Here is a 15,604-nt window from a genome sequence, read left to right as displayed (position 1 = left end):
TAACAAGTGTTCTTTTGCTTTGATCTCCAGTGATAGTGACTTTACAAGTCTTGCCACGAGATTGAGAGAGTCGGAGATCCATGTCATTGGTGTTGGAAAAGCAATGACACCGACTTCATTTAAAAACGCTTGTGATGATTTTGTTGCTATTGAAAACTTGAATGCTGATGTTGAACTGGGGGGAGCACAACCTAACTCTAGTCAAGACGCTGAACGTGAACTTTGGCGATTGATGCATCAGGCATGGCAAAACTATAGAGACGAGTCAGGATGGGCTAAACTTGGTGAAATTGGTAAGTATTTGAAGAGATTGAAGCCAGATTTCGATCCTAGAAACTACGGATTAAAGAAGCTGTCTGATTTTTTTGACAAGTATCCGACACGCTATAAAACCCGCAACATAAAACGTTCTGGTATGGAGTTTCAGTTGATAACGAAGGCGAGCAAACAGAAGTGATGGGCTTTGCAGGTAGATTCAATAGATGTGGTGACTCATTATTGCCCCAAACCTTTGTAGTGAAATCGGTCAATGGCATGGCGCGAACGGTTTAATGACCTACTTTTTTTTAGTGAGATAGTAGTGAAGGCATTGAGTGTTTCGTTACCACTTTTTTTCTGATAGCTTGCAGCTTTTATCGAAAGTATCGCACCATTAATATTTATCCAACCAAACTTACAAGGAAGATAGTTTAAAGTATACGCCAAAGCCAAGACCTGCACGACCTGGTAACCCATCTGCATTGGAGTTGGCGCTTTATCGCTATGAGTGTCGGACCACTGATTACCATGACAAAAAGAATAGTGTTGCCCCTAAGAATGAATCGGAAGAAGCCTACAAGCAGCGTATTGATGCTATAGATAAAGATTTCAGCGTGAGCGCAAACTTCTGCATGGTGGATATCCGCAGAAAATTATTGAAAAGAAGGACATTAGCTGTAACGGTCAATCATGAAAGTCTATCAGTTAAAGCAACGCCCACACGAGTTCAAAACTATGACACTGGATATAATGAACCTGGCTAATCAGTTGGGTGACAAAAGCTGGTAAGGCAACTCCGAGTGTAACCAGTAACTAATGAGCCCTTACTACCACTTTGGAAAGAGGGTATCGTTAGCGCTTTTGAGGACGTTTTAGGAAAAGACTCTACAATACCTGATATATCAACATGGCGAAGTACATGTTTAGGATTGACTGTAGAGGCATGTGATAAGCTAGAATCGGTACTTATATCAGAGGGGGAGTTCTTGCCAATAAACGTCGGTAGCGAAACCATGTACGCTTTCAACTGCCTTAGTTTTGGTGTTGAAGATGGCTTGGAAACACTTGAGTTTGACAACGAGGACATCGAACGACGTTTTGTTTTCAAATCCCATCTCCAAGGTTGCACTGCGCTTTATGCTACTGAGTCTTTCAAGATCCTGTGCGAAAAGTATGGCTTAGAAGGGCTTAGGTTTGATGAAGATTTGCTGGACCCGTTTTAGTAGTTGACTATATAACTGAAGATAATGAGCTTGAATAGCTTGCCTTTGGGTTGAATCTTATGAATATAAGCAGTATCCATCTTAATTCAGCTAGAGCCCTGTTGATTCATTTTTGTCCAGAACCTTCACAGTTGGCACTTTGTAACACAGAAGTGCCCCAAAGTGAGTTATCGTTCGAGCTTTCTTTGTCTTGTCGCGGTGCTGAGAGTGTCATTTTTCACTGCTCTAATTCACAGTGGCAGACGATGCTCTGTTTCCTCCTGCGATAGTGCTCTCTTCCACTCTAGTAATTCTTACCATGTAGTTTAACCCTATGGTGGATATCGCTTTATCTAGGTGATAAAGTGAACGCTAACAGGTAGATACATAGCGTTTTGCTCTAATTACAGGGGGCGTAACGCTATTGAATAAGATGTTATGCGGTGGTCATAGTAAGTCTGATTCCGACCCAATGCGGGCATTGAGTTTTTAGTAAACTACTCTCCGAAATTCCCAGAATTTATTAGTCTAACAGGAGTCATCATGGACGAAAGACCGGATAATGAGCTATTGCAGTCCGCTCTCTCAAGATATCTTGAAGTGTTGCGAAGCTACGGCCCTCGTCCGGAGTCTATAGCTCTTGGTGCGGTAGTAAGCTTATTTGCTCTTCGTAAAGATGGTAATCCAGATAAGTTAATGATGGTATTACCTCGAGAGATGGATTCCTTTTTAAGAGGGGTTATCGGCGAGTTTGAAGCAGATTTTCTTGGTAGTTATCGGGATCTTAATAACGTTTACTATATACCATTTGAACATCCTGCTCTCCATCGTTTTTTGTATGATGCGAGTTCGTTGTATATCGATTTGGATGTGGGAATACTCGAACTGTTGGACTCTGTTTATTCTATTACCGATGGAAAAAGTGGCGAATTTGTAACTCCGAGTTCTGTAGCTGAATTGATGGCTGATTTGGTCGAAGTGTCGTCAGGGGAGACTCTATTTGATCCCTGTATGGGGTCAGGTGGTTTTCTGAATGCTGTCCAGCAAACAGGATTGCCTGACTTTCAATTTTGGGGGGGAGATAAAAATGCCTTCAATCTAGTCGTTGTTCGGTTAAAGACTTTGATTTCAAAACAGTACTATCATGAAATTCGAGGATCTAGCTTTGCTTTTGCAAGCGATTTACCTCAATTTGACGTAGTGCTTAGTAACCCTCCAATTAGAAAACTGAACCGCGACCAAGCACGGCATATGTACTCTGATGCTTTACGTGGAATAGCTTATCAGGATATGTCGGCCAATTTTATTGAGTTGGGGCTCCAGCATCTAAAACCTGAAGGAAGGGCTGCATACCTAGTTCCTATGGGGCTGCTGTTTCAGACTGGTGATGCTGAACAGGCTAGAAAGAGCTGGTTGCAATCCGGCATGTTGAAACTGGTGATTTCTTTGCCTGCTAACCTATTGCCACATACAGGCTTGCGATGTGCCATTTTGTTCTTCAAAAACAGCGAACGACAAGAATCGGTTCGCTTTGTCAAAGCGGATGAGTGCTTTGAGAGTGACCATAGAAGACAAAATCGTTTGTCATACGAAAACATCAAAATGATTCGTAACATGAGTCTCTCACGCTATCCTGAAGAGGGGGTTATTGATGCTTCCTATAGTGCTATTGCTGACAATCAGTATTGTTTGATCCCTAGTGAGTATATTCCTGCAAATAAAAGTAACGCTGGGCATTTGTCTGATGAATGGTCAAAAATCGGTGACATTGCCGATGTACTTCAAGGAACCTCTCTTTCGCGGGTTGAAGAAGGCGATCAACCTGTTATTAGGGGCAAAGACCTAAGGACAAGTCAAATAGACTTAGATGATCTTGCAAAGAAGAATCTGGCTGGCTTCTCGAAACCTATTCGATATGCTGAGAAAGGGGATATTTTGCTCCAACGTATAGGGGCTAATCCCGCCGCCTACTTAGTGGGTGTTCGAGAACAAGGCTGTGCAGTGGAAGATACCGTCTTTATCATTCGAAGTTCCAGCCTAGATATGGATAAGATGGAATTTATCTGCCAGTTCCTCAACTCTGATCAAGTTGCAAGTCGTATTAGCAATGCGAGGAGCTACTCAGTTATTCCTACCCAGACGCTCAAGTCAATCCGTGCGTTGGAAGTACCCATACCAGACCCGAAGATTATCGATCTGGTGAGGGAAATGAATGCGCTCGAAGCGTCACTAAAAAATGAGTATGAGAAGGTCAGAGAGTACAAGAAGGCCCTGTTTGATGGGTATGCTCCTAGTGATATCAGCAGTCGTTTTGAAGATGCACGATTTACAGCAAGTGCTCTTGAGGCTGCACTAAAGCAAAAGGACGACATTAAATATCGTGTAAGAACGCAGTATCCATTCCCGTTAGCTTATGCCTATAGAAATATATATCTAGAGCACGAGATCGCAGGAATTTACGAACGGCAGATGAAATATGGGGAGCAGTTATTGTCTTTCCTATCTGCTGTGGGAATTGCGTTGAGTGTTAAATATGGTGGTATTGATAACAATTCTGACAAGGTAGAGTTACTTAAGGAGTTTCAGTCTTATGTTTGTAGAGGTGTATCGCCTGGTGATTTTCAAACGATACTCCAAAAAGCCTGTAAGCTCTTGAGCTCTGTGGAGGAGCCAATTGCACAGTCTTTCTCTCAGGTTTGGTACAAACCCGGTGGTAAGAAAGAGTCGGTATTCGCAAAAAATGCTAGGGAAAACCTTGTATCTAAGCTTAATGATTATAAGCATCATCGTGGTCCCTCAAATCGTCACGAAAGAAAATTGGGGGGAGAGGAACAATCTAAAACTTTAGATGAGCTGCTGATGCATATTGAGTTTATTTCAGATTGTGAGTTAATCCGTATCGACAAGATTGATAAACAATGGCGTGGTGATGAGTTGGTGTACTCCGCCAGTACGCTAAAGGGGGATCATCCCGCATTTGAAAAGGTCCAATTTAGCTCTGAGCAAAACTTGTCTATTGATAAGCTTTATATTCAGTATAAGTCCGATTTCATTTGTCTATACCCCATGATTTCTCTGGCTTATAACCCCAATACTCGAAAAGAAGAAATTTTCTCTATCGATAAAGAGTCGGGGCATGGGTTTATGCTGAAAAGCTTCGAGTCAGGAACATCTGTAGAGAGTAAAGAGGTCAGGTCTGATTTTATTTATTGGGTCGAAAAAATGGTGAGTCCTGGGGATGAGCTAGAGCTATGTTAGTAGGGGACTAGATTTAGGCTGAATTAACTTCCCTAAGAATAACTAGAATATGAGATTAGTACGTGTATTAATTCTAGGGTCGTTCACTATTTTCGATGTCAGCTTCTGGCCGAATTTTAATCTCGTTAAGATGGCACAGATAACACATAACAAGCGCAAGCACTCGGAACAATTTTCCACTCCAATCCAAATTGTCCGGTGTCGCGGGCGTCAATCACAACATCTCTAACTCACTTCTGTCCCAAAACGGTCTTCACCAAGCTAGAACAATACAAATAAAAAACGCCTCTCCTATCTCTAGGAAGGGCGTTTTTCTTTTGTTTAAATTATCTAGGTAGATTACCTTTCACGCACGTAAGTGGTTTGTACTAAGGTATCCAAAACAACTTCGCAATTGGTCACTTTAAAATTGAGTGGCTGTTGCAAATCACCAAATAAAGGTGCGCCGCCGCCAAGTAGAATAGGGAAGCGCGTGATCACCATTTCATCGATAAGATCTTCTTTTAAAAAGTTCTGAATCGTCACACCGCCGTCGATGTATAGCTCGTTAAAGCCTTTTGCATTCAGGTCAGTAAGCACATCTTTTAGCTCGCCTTTTACTAAAAAGACTTTGTCTTCGTAGCCCTGTGGGACTTCTGTCATGGTATTGCTGAGTACGAACACGGGTTTACTGTACGGCCAATCACAATCAAAACTCAGCACAACATCTAAGGTATTACGCCCCATGACTAAGCCGTCAATACGTTCCATTAATGGGAAGAAGCCAGTATCAATATTGTCGGGATTTGGTACGGATTGTAGCCAGTCGAGTTTGCCTTGTTTATCTGCGATGTAACCGTCCAGACTGGTTGCAATAAATACGATATTTGCCATGAGTACCTCATCAAAGTAGTGATGCTTGAGCCAAGCTAAAGTATGGGTTAAAATTAATTCTACAATGTAGAATAATGCTGAGTTTATCGAGAAGATCAAATGTCTGTCAACGAAAAGAAACGTGGAAGACCGACCGCAAAGCAGTCACAACTGAGTGCAGAAAGCATTTTGGAGTCGGCTAAGTTATTGATGAAAAAGGAAGGAAAGGTACCAAGTATTCGCCTGCTAGCGACCCAATTGAATGTGGATCCTATGGCGATCTATTACTACTTCAAAAACAAAAATGCTTTGCTTGAAGCGTTAACAACATCGTCGGTGGAAGACATTTATCAACCGCAAGCAAATGAAGATTGGCAAAGCGAACTCAAACACCTGTGCGTTAGTTATATTGAGCTGTTGCGTGAGTATAACGGGCTGTTGCAAACCATGTTGAGCATGACATCCCACGGACCGGCTCAAGTGTTTACTGAGCGCTATCAATTGATTGTTCAACCCTTGGGTTTATCCCAGCAAGTAGAGAAAGACAGTTTGGATCTGCTGGCGGATTACTTACACGGTTTTGCGCTGTCGATTAGCTGTTGCCATGATGCGAGCTTGATTAAGACTGATATGTTGGATGGACCGTTAAGTCTGATCTGCTCATCATTGTTGGTATCTCGAACCTAGCTCACATTAACGCGCTGTTTGGGTATATACCCTGAAAGAAATTCCCATAACCAAAGGTTCTAACTAAAAGAGATTACAGGACTTTTATTTGGTTAATTAGACCTAATATCTTGGTTATGCCCGAAGCGAAAGGCGAAGGGATACTTTCAATAATGCTTGCTGGCGTGCTAGAGCCGTCAGTTTGAAGATGCATTCAAACACAATAAGGGATAACAATGGCTAACGAATACATTCCACCAAAAGTTTGGACAAACGATAATGAAAATGGCGGTCAGTGGGCGAGCATTAACCGTCCGGATTCTGGCGCGCGTCATGAGCAAGAGCTTCCTGTTGGTGAGCACCCATTTCAGCTTTACTCAATGGGTACGCCAAATGGTCAGAAAGTGACGATCATGTTTGAGGAGCTTTTGGCGGCAGGCGTAACAGCAGCTGAATACGACGCATACCTGATCAAGATCGGCGATGGTGACCAATTTGGTTCAGGCTTTGTGTCAGTAAACCCGAACTCGAAGATTCCGGCTTTGGTTGACCGTTCAGGTGCTGAACCGGTGAATGTTTTTGAGTCTGGCAACATCTTGTTTTACCTAGCAGAGAAGTTTGGTCACTTCCTACCAACAGAAGGCGCGAAGCGCGCTGAGGTAATGAACTGGTTGTTCTGGTTGCAAGGTTCTGCGCCATACCTAGGCGGTGGTTTTGGGCATTTCTACGCGTATGCACCAGAGAAGTTCGAGTACCCAATCAACCGCTTCACTATGGAAGCTAAGCGTCAGCTAGACGTGCTGGATAAGCGCCTTGCGAACAACGAATTCCTAGGTGGTGACGAGTACAGCATTGCCGATATTGCAACATGGCCATGGTACGGTAACCTTGTTCTGGGTCGTGCGTATGATGCGGCAGAGTTCTTAGATGTGGCGAGCTACAAGAATGTTGTGCGTTGGGCGAAAGCGATTGATGAACGCGAAGCAGTACAACGTGGTCGTATTGTTAACCGTTCATGGGGTGAAGAGTGGGAACAAGTACCTGAGCGTCACAGCGCTGCAGACATTGATTCCGCACTAGCGAAAAAGTCTGCGTAATCGCTTCATCGTACTAAACAAAAAAGGAATGCCTGTGCATTCCTTTTTTTGATCCCTAGTGGTGTGTTTTCTCGATTAAGAAGTCGATAAGCACTCGAACCCGCTTGGCTTTTTGGGTGTTCTTGTGAAAGTAAACATATAAGCCAGAATAGGGCTGCCAATATTCTTCAAGCACAGGCACCAACTCTCCAGTGCGAAAGCCCTCTTGTACGATAGGCGTCACAATACGACCAATGCCTAACCCGTTGATGGCAGCGTCAACCATGAGATCGGTGTCGTTGACGATCAGCGCGCTTGGCATGTCGACGGTGATGGCTTCCCCTTTGTTGTTTAACTTCAGCGGTGCGATTTGATTAGAAGAAATAAAGCGGTATTGAATCAACTTATGCTTTTTTAAGTCTTCTGGCGTATTGGGTAAGCCGAACTGCGCGACATAGCTTGGTGATGCAAATAACGCTTCTTTCACTGGGTGAGTGAGCTGACGTGCAATCATTCCTTCTTCCACTTTATCGCCAAAGCGGATACCCATATCGAACCCTTCACGAATGATATCGACAGTTTTATCGGAAACAGAAATTTCCAACTGGATATCGGGATAACGTTGGCAAAACTCAATGTAGATAGGTTTGAGCAAAGATTGATAAACAAAGCGTGGCACCGTGATACGAACTTTGCCCGATGGCACTCGGCTCAAATCACTTACACTCTCGACTGCGAGGTTAAGATCAGACATGGTAGTCAGTGTTCGATCGTATAAGCGTTGCCCTGCTTCTGTCAGCTCAATGCGACGAGTGGTGCGGGTAAATAATGGCAAGCCGAGTTGTTCTTCCAGCATTTTTAATGCCTGACTCACCGATGGTGGTGCGATTTCTAACTTACGCGCTGCGGCGGTGATGCTGCCTTCTTGTGCAATAGTATGGAACATCATTAATTGATTGTAGGTGGTGCCGTTCATGTTTCATCCTAGTGTTGCGTTTATTGTTAGTTTCTACCTAATAATAATTTAAGTAAAGAGCATCTAAAACTAAAGGTTACTTCAGCGTATTCTCTCTTCATCGGTTAACGCTTCGAAACAGAGGAATCGCGATGAGCAAAGTACTGGTAATTTCAGGTCACCCAAACCTAGATGAGTCATACACCAACACAGTTATCCTAGACGAGCTAAAAGCAGGGCTTAGTGATATTGAAGTTCGTCGTTTAGACACTCTGTATCCGAACTACCAAATTGATGTTGAGGCAGAGCAAACTGCGCTTATGAGTGCTGATGTGGTTGTGTTGCAATTCCCATTTTACTGGTACTCAGCACCGGCGTTGTTGAAAAAGTGGGTAGATGATGTATTCAGTTTTAACTTCGCTTACGGTCCTGAAGGCGACAAGCTAAAAGGCAAAGACTTCATTCTGTCATTTACGATTGGTGGACCTGCAGAGTCTTACGATCCACTTGGTTACAACCACTTTACTATCGAGCAGTTTGTTTACCCATTCCAACAAACGGCTTATTTGGCGGGTATGAACTATCGTAAGCCAGTTTATACCCATCGTATGGTGTACATTCCAAATGTGTATAATAAGTTGGAAGAAGTGCAAGCACGTGCAAAAGATCATGCGAGCCGCTTAGCTGCACAGATTGAAGAAATCACCGCTTCACCAGAGAGCCGTATGCAGACATTTGTTGCTGAGTGGTTCGCCAAATTTGATGTTTTAGAAGAAGGGACGGAGTTCTTCACAGACAAGCTAGCGCAAGACGTGAAATGGTCGATGCCAGAAGGTGAATTTTTAGGTCATGATGGCTTTCGTGATTGGTATGCGATTGCCCGTGCGACTTTTAAACCAAACTGTGACCACGACGTTCAGCAGATCGAAGTGAAACCTAATGGTGATCGTTTTCAAGTGGAACTGCGTATTCGATTAACAGCAGACAGTTATGATGATTCGATGATGAAAGGTGAAGCAGTCAACTTAAACGTTAATGAGACATGGCAAGTGTCGATTGATGAGAGTGGACGAGTCATCATTCATGAATACAGCGTTGTTCCAGTGGTGAGTTAACGGCCCTTAGCTAGCAATTCATTGCTTTCGCCCTAAGCCCAGATGCTTAGGGCTTTTTTTATTTGTTTAATATCTAAAAAACGAGCGCCATATTGACGCTCGTTTTCTCTAGATTATGTGCAGCTTAAATTAAGCAACAGATTGTTCCCGCGCGGTGTTCTGATAGGCAGGTAATTCCGATCTCAAGCCTTTGATCAAGCTGACACACATCAGCAATAGAACAAAAGTGAAAGGTAAACCTGTTGCCACCACCCCGGATTGAAGCGCTTGCAAGGCCTCTTTACCACCAATCCACAGCATTACCGCAGCGATAGAGCCTTCGATACATGCCCAGAAAATACGTTGTGGTACCGGCGCATCAATTTTACCACCAGCAGTGATGCTATCGATAACCAGTGAACCGGAGTCTGAAGAAGTGATAAAGAACACTAAAATCAGAACAATAGATAATACCGAGATGACCGAGCTAAACGGCATTGCATCGTAAACGTGGAAAAGGGTTAGTGAGATATCTGTAAGACCATTCGCGCCCAGCTCGCCGACTTTGTTGACCACTTGATCAAGTGCGATACCGCCGAATACTGCCATCCAAATCAGTGTTACTGTGGTTGGAATAACGATAACAGCGAATAGGAATTCACGAACCGTACGACCTTTCGAAACTCGAGCGATAAACATACCGACGAATGGTGACCAAGATACCCACCACGCCCAGTAGAAGACCGTCCAACCATGCATCCATTCGGTATCATCTCGACCATGAGGGTTACTCAGTGCGAAGATGTCTTTTGCGTATGCGACTGTGGTATCCCAGATCGACGTTGTTGCTACATCAAAGCTGATGAATAGCACAAAAGCCAATAGAGCGAATGCCACCGCCATGTTGATGTTACTCAGTAGCTTAACGCCACCGTCGATGCCTCGAACAACAGAAAGTACGGCAATAAAGGTTACGAATGCGATAACGATCATTTGCATGCCAATGCCGCCATCCAGACCAAATACATGGTTGATGCCGCTCGTTGCTTGCTGTGCACCCAGACCAAGCGAAGTCGCAAGACCAAACAGGGTTGAAAGTACCGCAAGAATATCAATGACGTGACCTAACCAGCCCCAAGCTCTATCACCAAATAGCGGGTAGAACGCAGAGCGTAATGAAAGTGGTAAGCCTTTGTTGAAGGCGAAGAAAGCTAGCGAAAGTGCCACGATGGCGTAAATTGCCCAACCGTGAATACCCCAGTGGAACATGGTTGCACCCATAGCCAGGGATTTCGCTTCCTCTGTGTAAGGCTCAACATTCAGGGGCGTGCCATACCAGTCAGTCAAATAAGCCGTTGGCTCAGAGACACTCCAAAACAGAAGACCGATACCCATACCTGCGGCAAAGAGCATTGATAACCAAGAAACGGTTGAGTGTTCTGCTTGTGCATCTTTACCACCAATGCGGATTTTACCTAGTGGTGACAGTAAGACTGCGATAGCAAATACGATGAAAAAGTTTGTTGACCACATGAAGAACACATCGAAGTCAGAAATGATGCTGTTCTTTACGCCATTTAAGGCATCACGGGCTGTTGAAGGATCAACGATTAATAGAGAAGCAAGACAGAGAAGAACAAGACCAGCACTAATTCCAAATACTGGATTGTGGATATCAAATCCCCATTTTTGAACGTTATCTTGACCAACCTGATAGTCGGTAGTGTCGATACTATATTTTTTTAGTGCATTATCCATAAATACAACATGTACGCTTTATTAAATGTGCCCTTCTTGAGTAAGAAAAACACTAAAACCGCCCTCCAATTGTTTTGAGTTCAAATTAAAAAATGCGACGCAATCATAATGTTTTGTGTAAAACAATGCAAACTGATGGTTTATTTAAAGGCGTTAACTACGTTTTAATGTGATTTTTGGTTGAAAATGCAATGAGGTGTAATGTTTTGATGTGTAAATATTTGCTTTTTGTTGTAGAGGAAGGTTTGTTCAAAAGGGAGGGGCAAAGCACGTGAGTGGTAACAAATTCGCGTGATTCTCGATAGACATGTTTGGCTAACTTATAAGCACAAACTCCAACCGACTTCGCATTCTTTTCGACAAATATCGAGTAAACGTAACCAATCGTAACAGAGCTGCTGTAACTGAACAGCGTTTCCATATACTCGACTTAATTTGTAAGCCACAGAATGCTGCTATGAGAAAAAACACTTTAATCAATGCTACGTTAGCGACCACATTGACCGCTGTTTCTGCGTTTAGTTTTGCTGCTCCTACCGTTGTTCCTAATGCCCCAGAGTTAAGCTCTCGAGGCTATGTTTTAATGGATTACCACACTGGCACTGTGCTGGTGGAACGTGATGCCGACAAACGCCTAAACCCGGCGAGTTTGACTAAGCTGATGACCGCTTATGTCGCGGGGCAAGAGGTGAAGTCAGGCAACATTAGCTTAGACGATGAAGTGGTGATCAGCCGCAATGCGTGGGCGAAGAACTTCCCTGATTCTTCTAAAATGTTTATCGAAGTCGGTACCTCGGTTTCGCTTTCCGATCTTTACCGCGGTTTAATTGTGCAATCAGGTAACGACGCCAGTGTCGCGATTGCTGAGCACGTCGCCGGAAGTGAAGCAGGCTTTGTTGGTTTGATGAATAGCTGGGCGAATCAGCTTGGTTTATCGAACTCTGCCTTTACCAACCCACATGGTCTAGACAGTGACGGTTTGTACTCGACCCCGCGTGACATCGCAACGCTAGGTCGTGCCATCATCCGTGATCTTCCTGATATCTACCCGCTGTACAGTGAAACGTCGTTTACCTACAACGGCATTACTCAATACAACCGTAATGGTTTGCTGCGTGACCGTAGTATGAGTGTTGACGGTATGAAGACGGGTTACACCAGCGGTGCCGGTTACAGCCTTGCAACGTCTGCTACCAATGGCGACATGCGTTTAGTCGCGGTTGTTATGGGAGCCAAAAGCCCAAGTGTACGTGAATCAGAGAGCAAACAGCTTCTGAGTTACGGTTTCCGTTTCTTCGATACTGTTGTGCCAACGCAAGCGGGTACAGAAGTCGCAACAGCACGTGTTTGGATGGGTAACCAAGACGAACTTAAAGTTGGCGTTGAACGCGATATTTACCTAACGCTACCGAAAGGTGACGTGAACAAGTTGGAAGCAGAAGTGGAATACAACGGTGACCTAATGGCTCCGATTCAACAAGATCAAATTGTTGGTAAAGTCCTATATAAAGTGGACGGTGATGTAGTGAAAGAAGCGGATCTCGTCGCACTTGAGCCAGTAGAAGAAGGCGGTATCTTTAAGCGCCTAGTGGATTGGTTCAAGCGTTTGGTTGCAAGCTGGTTCTAACCTTCTTTTTTCTCTGATTTTATTTGAAGCCGCATCTTAGTTTTAAGTTGCGGCTTTTTGTTTATTTAAAGCTCAGTTTTTTCTCCCAATGGTTTCCCACAACGCCAATACAAGGATGACAGGAAATCTTGCCATTAGAGCAACATTTATATGACCGTGACATTTATATAAAAATCGATTCTTATGCGCACTTGGGAATGTATCGGATTGATGTTATTGTTCGCTTATAAATCAGATGCTTCTAAAAAGAAAATTCTTAATACAATCGAGATGGAACGTAATACTTCGTGAGAAAAAGCTATGTTGTCACTTTGCTAGCGGCACTGCTTTGGGTAGTGGTCGCTTTTGCTTTACACGATTACTGGCGTAAGGATTCGCCAAGTGAAAATATTCAACAAATCATCAGCCAAGATCCTCAGGTTTTGCTTGCTAAATCAGCTCAAGGTGAGGCATTGCTGGATGTCAGTGCATTGGCTTACAGTGATCCGGAACGCGCACAACAAGCACTGGCTGCAATCGGCAACACTTTTTCGACTGAGCTTGAAAAATCCTACGCCTTGTATCAGCGATATCGTGTTGCTCGTGCGAACGATGAGCCACAACTGGCGGCAGAGTATCGTGGGCAGCTCCAGACCATCGCTCGTGAAACTGAACAACCTTGGCTTGATGCAGTACTTTTGGCAGACAGTGCCATGCAGCACACCTTGCACGGGCGTAATGATGTTGGTTTGACTGAAATAAAACTTGCCATTGATATCGCCAAAAAAGAGCAAATTAATTCTCTATTGCCTCGCTTCTACAATATCGCGGGGGCGCTGAATAATGCGACCAATCAATTAGTCGATGCCCAGCGCTATTTCCTTGATGCAATAGATATCGCCAATAAAGTGGGGCAAGAGGCGTACAAAGGGACAATCTATAACAACCTAGGGCTGCTTTATCTGCATATTGAAAGCTGGGATAGGGCGTTAGAGTTCATCCAAAAAGCGCAGCAGATTTATCTAAAGCGTCACGCTCAAGGGCATAAAGCGCGAGGGCTACAGATTCTGTATCTCAACGAAGCGCATGTTTATAACCGACAGGGTAACGTTAAGCTCGCTCGTGCTGCTTATGAGAAATCTCAAGAGTTCTACAAGGCAACCTCAACGAACCTTCGCCATCATCTAATCCAGCTGAAAGGCAAAGCTGACATGCTGTTGCTGGAAAAGCAGTTTACTAAGGCGCTTGAAACTACACAGCAGTGCGTTATGTTGCCTTCTGCTGCTGACTTTCCAATTGAATATGGACAGTGTTATTTGATTATGTCGAAGTCTCAATTGGCGCTCGGAGACTTAGATAAGGCGATGCAAAGTGCGGCATTGAGTGCGGCTGCGTTTCGTTCTATAGAGCATCAACGTTGGCTGATTCGAGTTGAAGAACAGAAGGCAAAGATATTCGAACAACTTGGCGAGTATGAGAACGCTCTGAATTCCTTTAAGCATTTTTCTGCTAACAGTAAGAAGCAGTTACTCGGCAAAGTGTATGATTTAGAACAGGCGTTTGCGACAGAGCACATCCAGCGTGAAAGAGACGTATTGGAAGTAGAAAAACGTTTGGCGGAATCGGAGCTGGATCAAGAGAAGCTGCGCTTTCAGATTGCGATTATCTGGATAGCGGTTTGTGCTGTCGTACTGGCACTTACGGTGTCTAAAGTCTTAGCGACGCAGCGCAAAAACCAAGAGCTTCATCAGCTTTCTTTGCTTGACCCACTGACTCAATTACATAACAGACGCTTTTACTATGATCAGATTGATCACCCTGCACAGTTAGATGCAAAAACAGAGTATCGCGTTGTGTTGTTTGATATTGATAACTTCAAAGACGTTAACGATATTCACGGACATGAGGCAGGCGACCGCGTTTTGGAAGGTTTTGCAGAACGATTGAGGCTTCATGTTCATGCCCAAGAGTTGTTGATTCGTTGGGGCGGTGAAGAGTTCTTGATGCTATTAAGAGCAACCGATGACCTAGCGAAACGTCTTGAAGAAATTCGTCAGCACATTGATGACGCGTTGTTCGAAACCGAAGAGGGAAGTTTGCACATCACTACCTCAGTTGGGGTAAGTCATGGTGGGCAGATTGATACCTTCACGTACAACGACGAATATTTCCGCCGCGCAGATAAAAGCCTCTATGAAGCGAAGCAAAACGGTAAGAATCAGGTGGTATTTCCTGACGGACGATAAAGAAGATTGGCAACATTGCTTGTAAACGAATCGGCAGATTGAAGCGTTCAATCTGCCGTTTTTGTTTTGTGCTTCATTTTTCTGTCGTTACGGTCGCCTACTCAGCGTAGAGCACTCTTAAAGAGAACCATTCAGAACAAAAACGGAGTTACGCGTGCGCAAGATTCTATCTTTGACCTTGGCTATGTCACTTACTGGCTGTGTTATGCCTCAGCATCAACCTGTAGAAACGGGGCAATGTGTGGGGGTAATGTCATCACAAGATGCTTACGGCTACCTCAACCCAAACCATTACACCATGCAAGTGTTGGCATTGAAGAAAGAAAAAGATGTCAAAGAGTACATTCGTTACATTGACCCGAAACATCCGGTATGGGTGAACTGGAAAAACAGCCGCGGCACTCGTTGGTACACAGTGACGGTGGGTGACTTCAAGACCAAGCAAGATGCCTACAGTGCACTCTCTTCTTTACCAAGTCGAGTTAAGCAATCTTCTCCTTTCGTCATGACGTTTGCTGAAATGCAACGCAAGCAAGAAACCAGTGTAGTACGTATGCGCTAGTGCTGTTCTTGTCATTCCAATAAACACTTTGTTGTTACACATCGAGCCTTTGCAATCGATTGGAAAGGCTC

12 protein-coding genes are annotated in these 15,604 nt (G+C 44.0%); 9 read left to right on the top strand and 3 right to left on the bottom strand.

The annotated features are described in order from the left end of the window. The first annotated feature begins 19 nt into the window (after positions 1-19). The 3 genes from OH463_RS16625 (at position 20) to OH463_RS16615 (ending at position 4,718) form a co-directional block, all read left to right on the top strand. The gene (locus OH463_RS16625) at positions 20-457 is read left to right on the top strand and encodes an OST-HTH/LOTUS domain-containing protein (protein WP_269991713.1); all 438 of its coding nucleotides are present in this window, start codon (positions 20-22) and stop codon (positions 455-457) included. 787 nt (positions 458-1,244) lie between these two features. After that, the gene (locus tag OH463_RS16620; protein WP_269991711.1) at positions 1,245-1,481 is read left to right on the top strand and encodes a hypothetical protein; all 237 of its coding nucleotides are present in this window, start codon (positions 1,245-1,247) and stop codon (positions 1,479-1,481) included. Positions 1,482-2,003: 522 nt separating this feature from the next. Next, the gene (locus OH463_RS16615; RefSeq protein ID WP_269991708.1) at positions 2,004-4,718 is read left to right on the top strand and encodes an N-6 DNA methylase; all 2,715 of its coding nucleotides are present in this window, start codon (positions 2,004-2,006) and stop codon (positions 4,716-4,718) included. A 339-nt stretch (positions 4,719-5,057) separates the two neighbouring features. Here the strand turns inward: OH463_RS16615 and OH463_RS16610 are convergent, their stop codons facing one another. Further along, positions 5,058-5,591: a dihydrofolate reductase family protein gene (locus OH463_RS16610; protein ID WP_050939449.1), complete on the bottom strand. Its 534-nt coding sequence runs from the start codon at positions 5,589-5,591 to the stop codon at positions 5,058-5,060. 99 nt (positions 5,592-5,690) lie between these two features. Between OH463_RS16610 and OH463_RS16605 the strand changes: the two genes are divergently transcribed. Further along, a complete protein-coding gene (locus OH463_RS16605) occupies positions 5,691-6,257 on the top strand; it encodes a TetR/AcrR family transcriptional regulator (protein WP_269991704.1) in 567 nt (188 codons plus the stop codon). A 215-nt stretch (positions 6,258-6,472) separates the two neighbouring features. Then, positions 6,473-7,333, top strand: a complete 861-nt coding sequence (yghU, locus tag OH463_RS16600) for a glutathione-dependent disulfide-bond oxidoreductase (protein WP_009697048.1) — start codon at positions 6,473-6,475, stop codon at positions 7,331-7,333. Between the two features lie 55 nt (positions 7,334-7,388). On the opposite strand, the gene OH463_RS16595 is transcribed toward yghU, so the two are convergent. Continuing rightward, positions 7,389-8,288: a LysR family transcriptional regulator gene (locus OH463_RS16595; RefSeq protein WP_005452707.1), complete on the bottom strand. Its 900-nt coding sequence runs from the start codon at positions 8,286-8,288 to the stop codon at positions 7,389-7,391. Between the two features lie 131 nt (positions 8,289-8,419). Between OH463_RS16595 and OH463_RS16590 the strand changes: the two genes are divergently transcribed. Beyond that, a complete protein-coding gene (locus OH463_RS16590) occupies positions 8,420-9,382 on the top strand; it encodes an NAD(P)H-dependent oxidoreductase (protein ID WP_172581096.1) in 963 nt (320 codons plus the stop codon). Positions 9,383-9,511: 129 nt separating this feature from the next. On the opposite strand, the gene OH463_RS16585 is transcribed toward OH463_RS16590, so the two are convergent. Beyond that, positions 9,512-11,119, bottom strand: coding sequence for a BCCT family transporter (locus tag OH463_RS16585; protein ID WP_269991699.1), 1,608 nt, complete (start codon positions 11,117-11,119; stop codon positions 9,512-9,514). A 457-nt stretch (positions 11,120-11,576) separates the two neighbouring features. Here OH463_RS16585 and OH463_RS16580 point away from each other — a divergent pair, with 457 nt between their 5' ends. From OH463_RS16580 to OH463_RS16570, 3 genes are all read left to right on the top strand, one after another. Next, a complete protein-coding gene (locus tag OH463_RS16580) occupies positions 11,577-12,746 on the top strand; it encodes a D-alanyl-D-alanine carboxypeptidase family protein (protein ID WP_005452701.1) in 1,170 nt (389 codons plus the stop codon). Positions 12,747-13,033: 287 nt separating this feature from the next. Further along, positions 13,034-14,971 (top strand): tetratricopeptide repeat-containing diguanylate cyclase, encoded by a 1,938-nt coding sequence (locus OH463_RS16575; RefSeq protein ID WP_009697052.1) that lies wholly within the window; start codon positions 13,034-13,036, stop codon positions 14,969-14,971. Positions 14,972-15,125: 154 nt separating this feature from the next. Beyond that, positions 15,126-15,533 carry an SPOR domain-containing protein gene (locus tag OH463_RS16570; protein WP_005452696.1) on the top strand — a complete coding sequence of 136 codons (408 nt, stop codon included), beginning with the start codon at positions 15,126-15,128 and terminating at the stop codon, positions 15,531-15,533. Positions 15,534-15,604 lie beyond the last annotated feature (71 nt).

The sequence above is a fragment of the Vibrio sp. NFR genome (assembly GCF_027587095.1).
In the GTDB taxonomy this organism is placed as follows: Bacteria; Pseudomonadota; Gammaproteobacteria; order Enterobacterales; family Vibrionaceae; genus Vibrio; species Vibrio harveyi.
The sequence above is the reverse complement of the archived record's forward strand: the minus strand, read 5'-3'. Positions and strand labels throughout refer to the sequence as shown.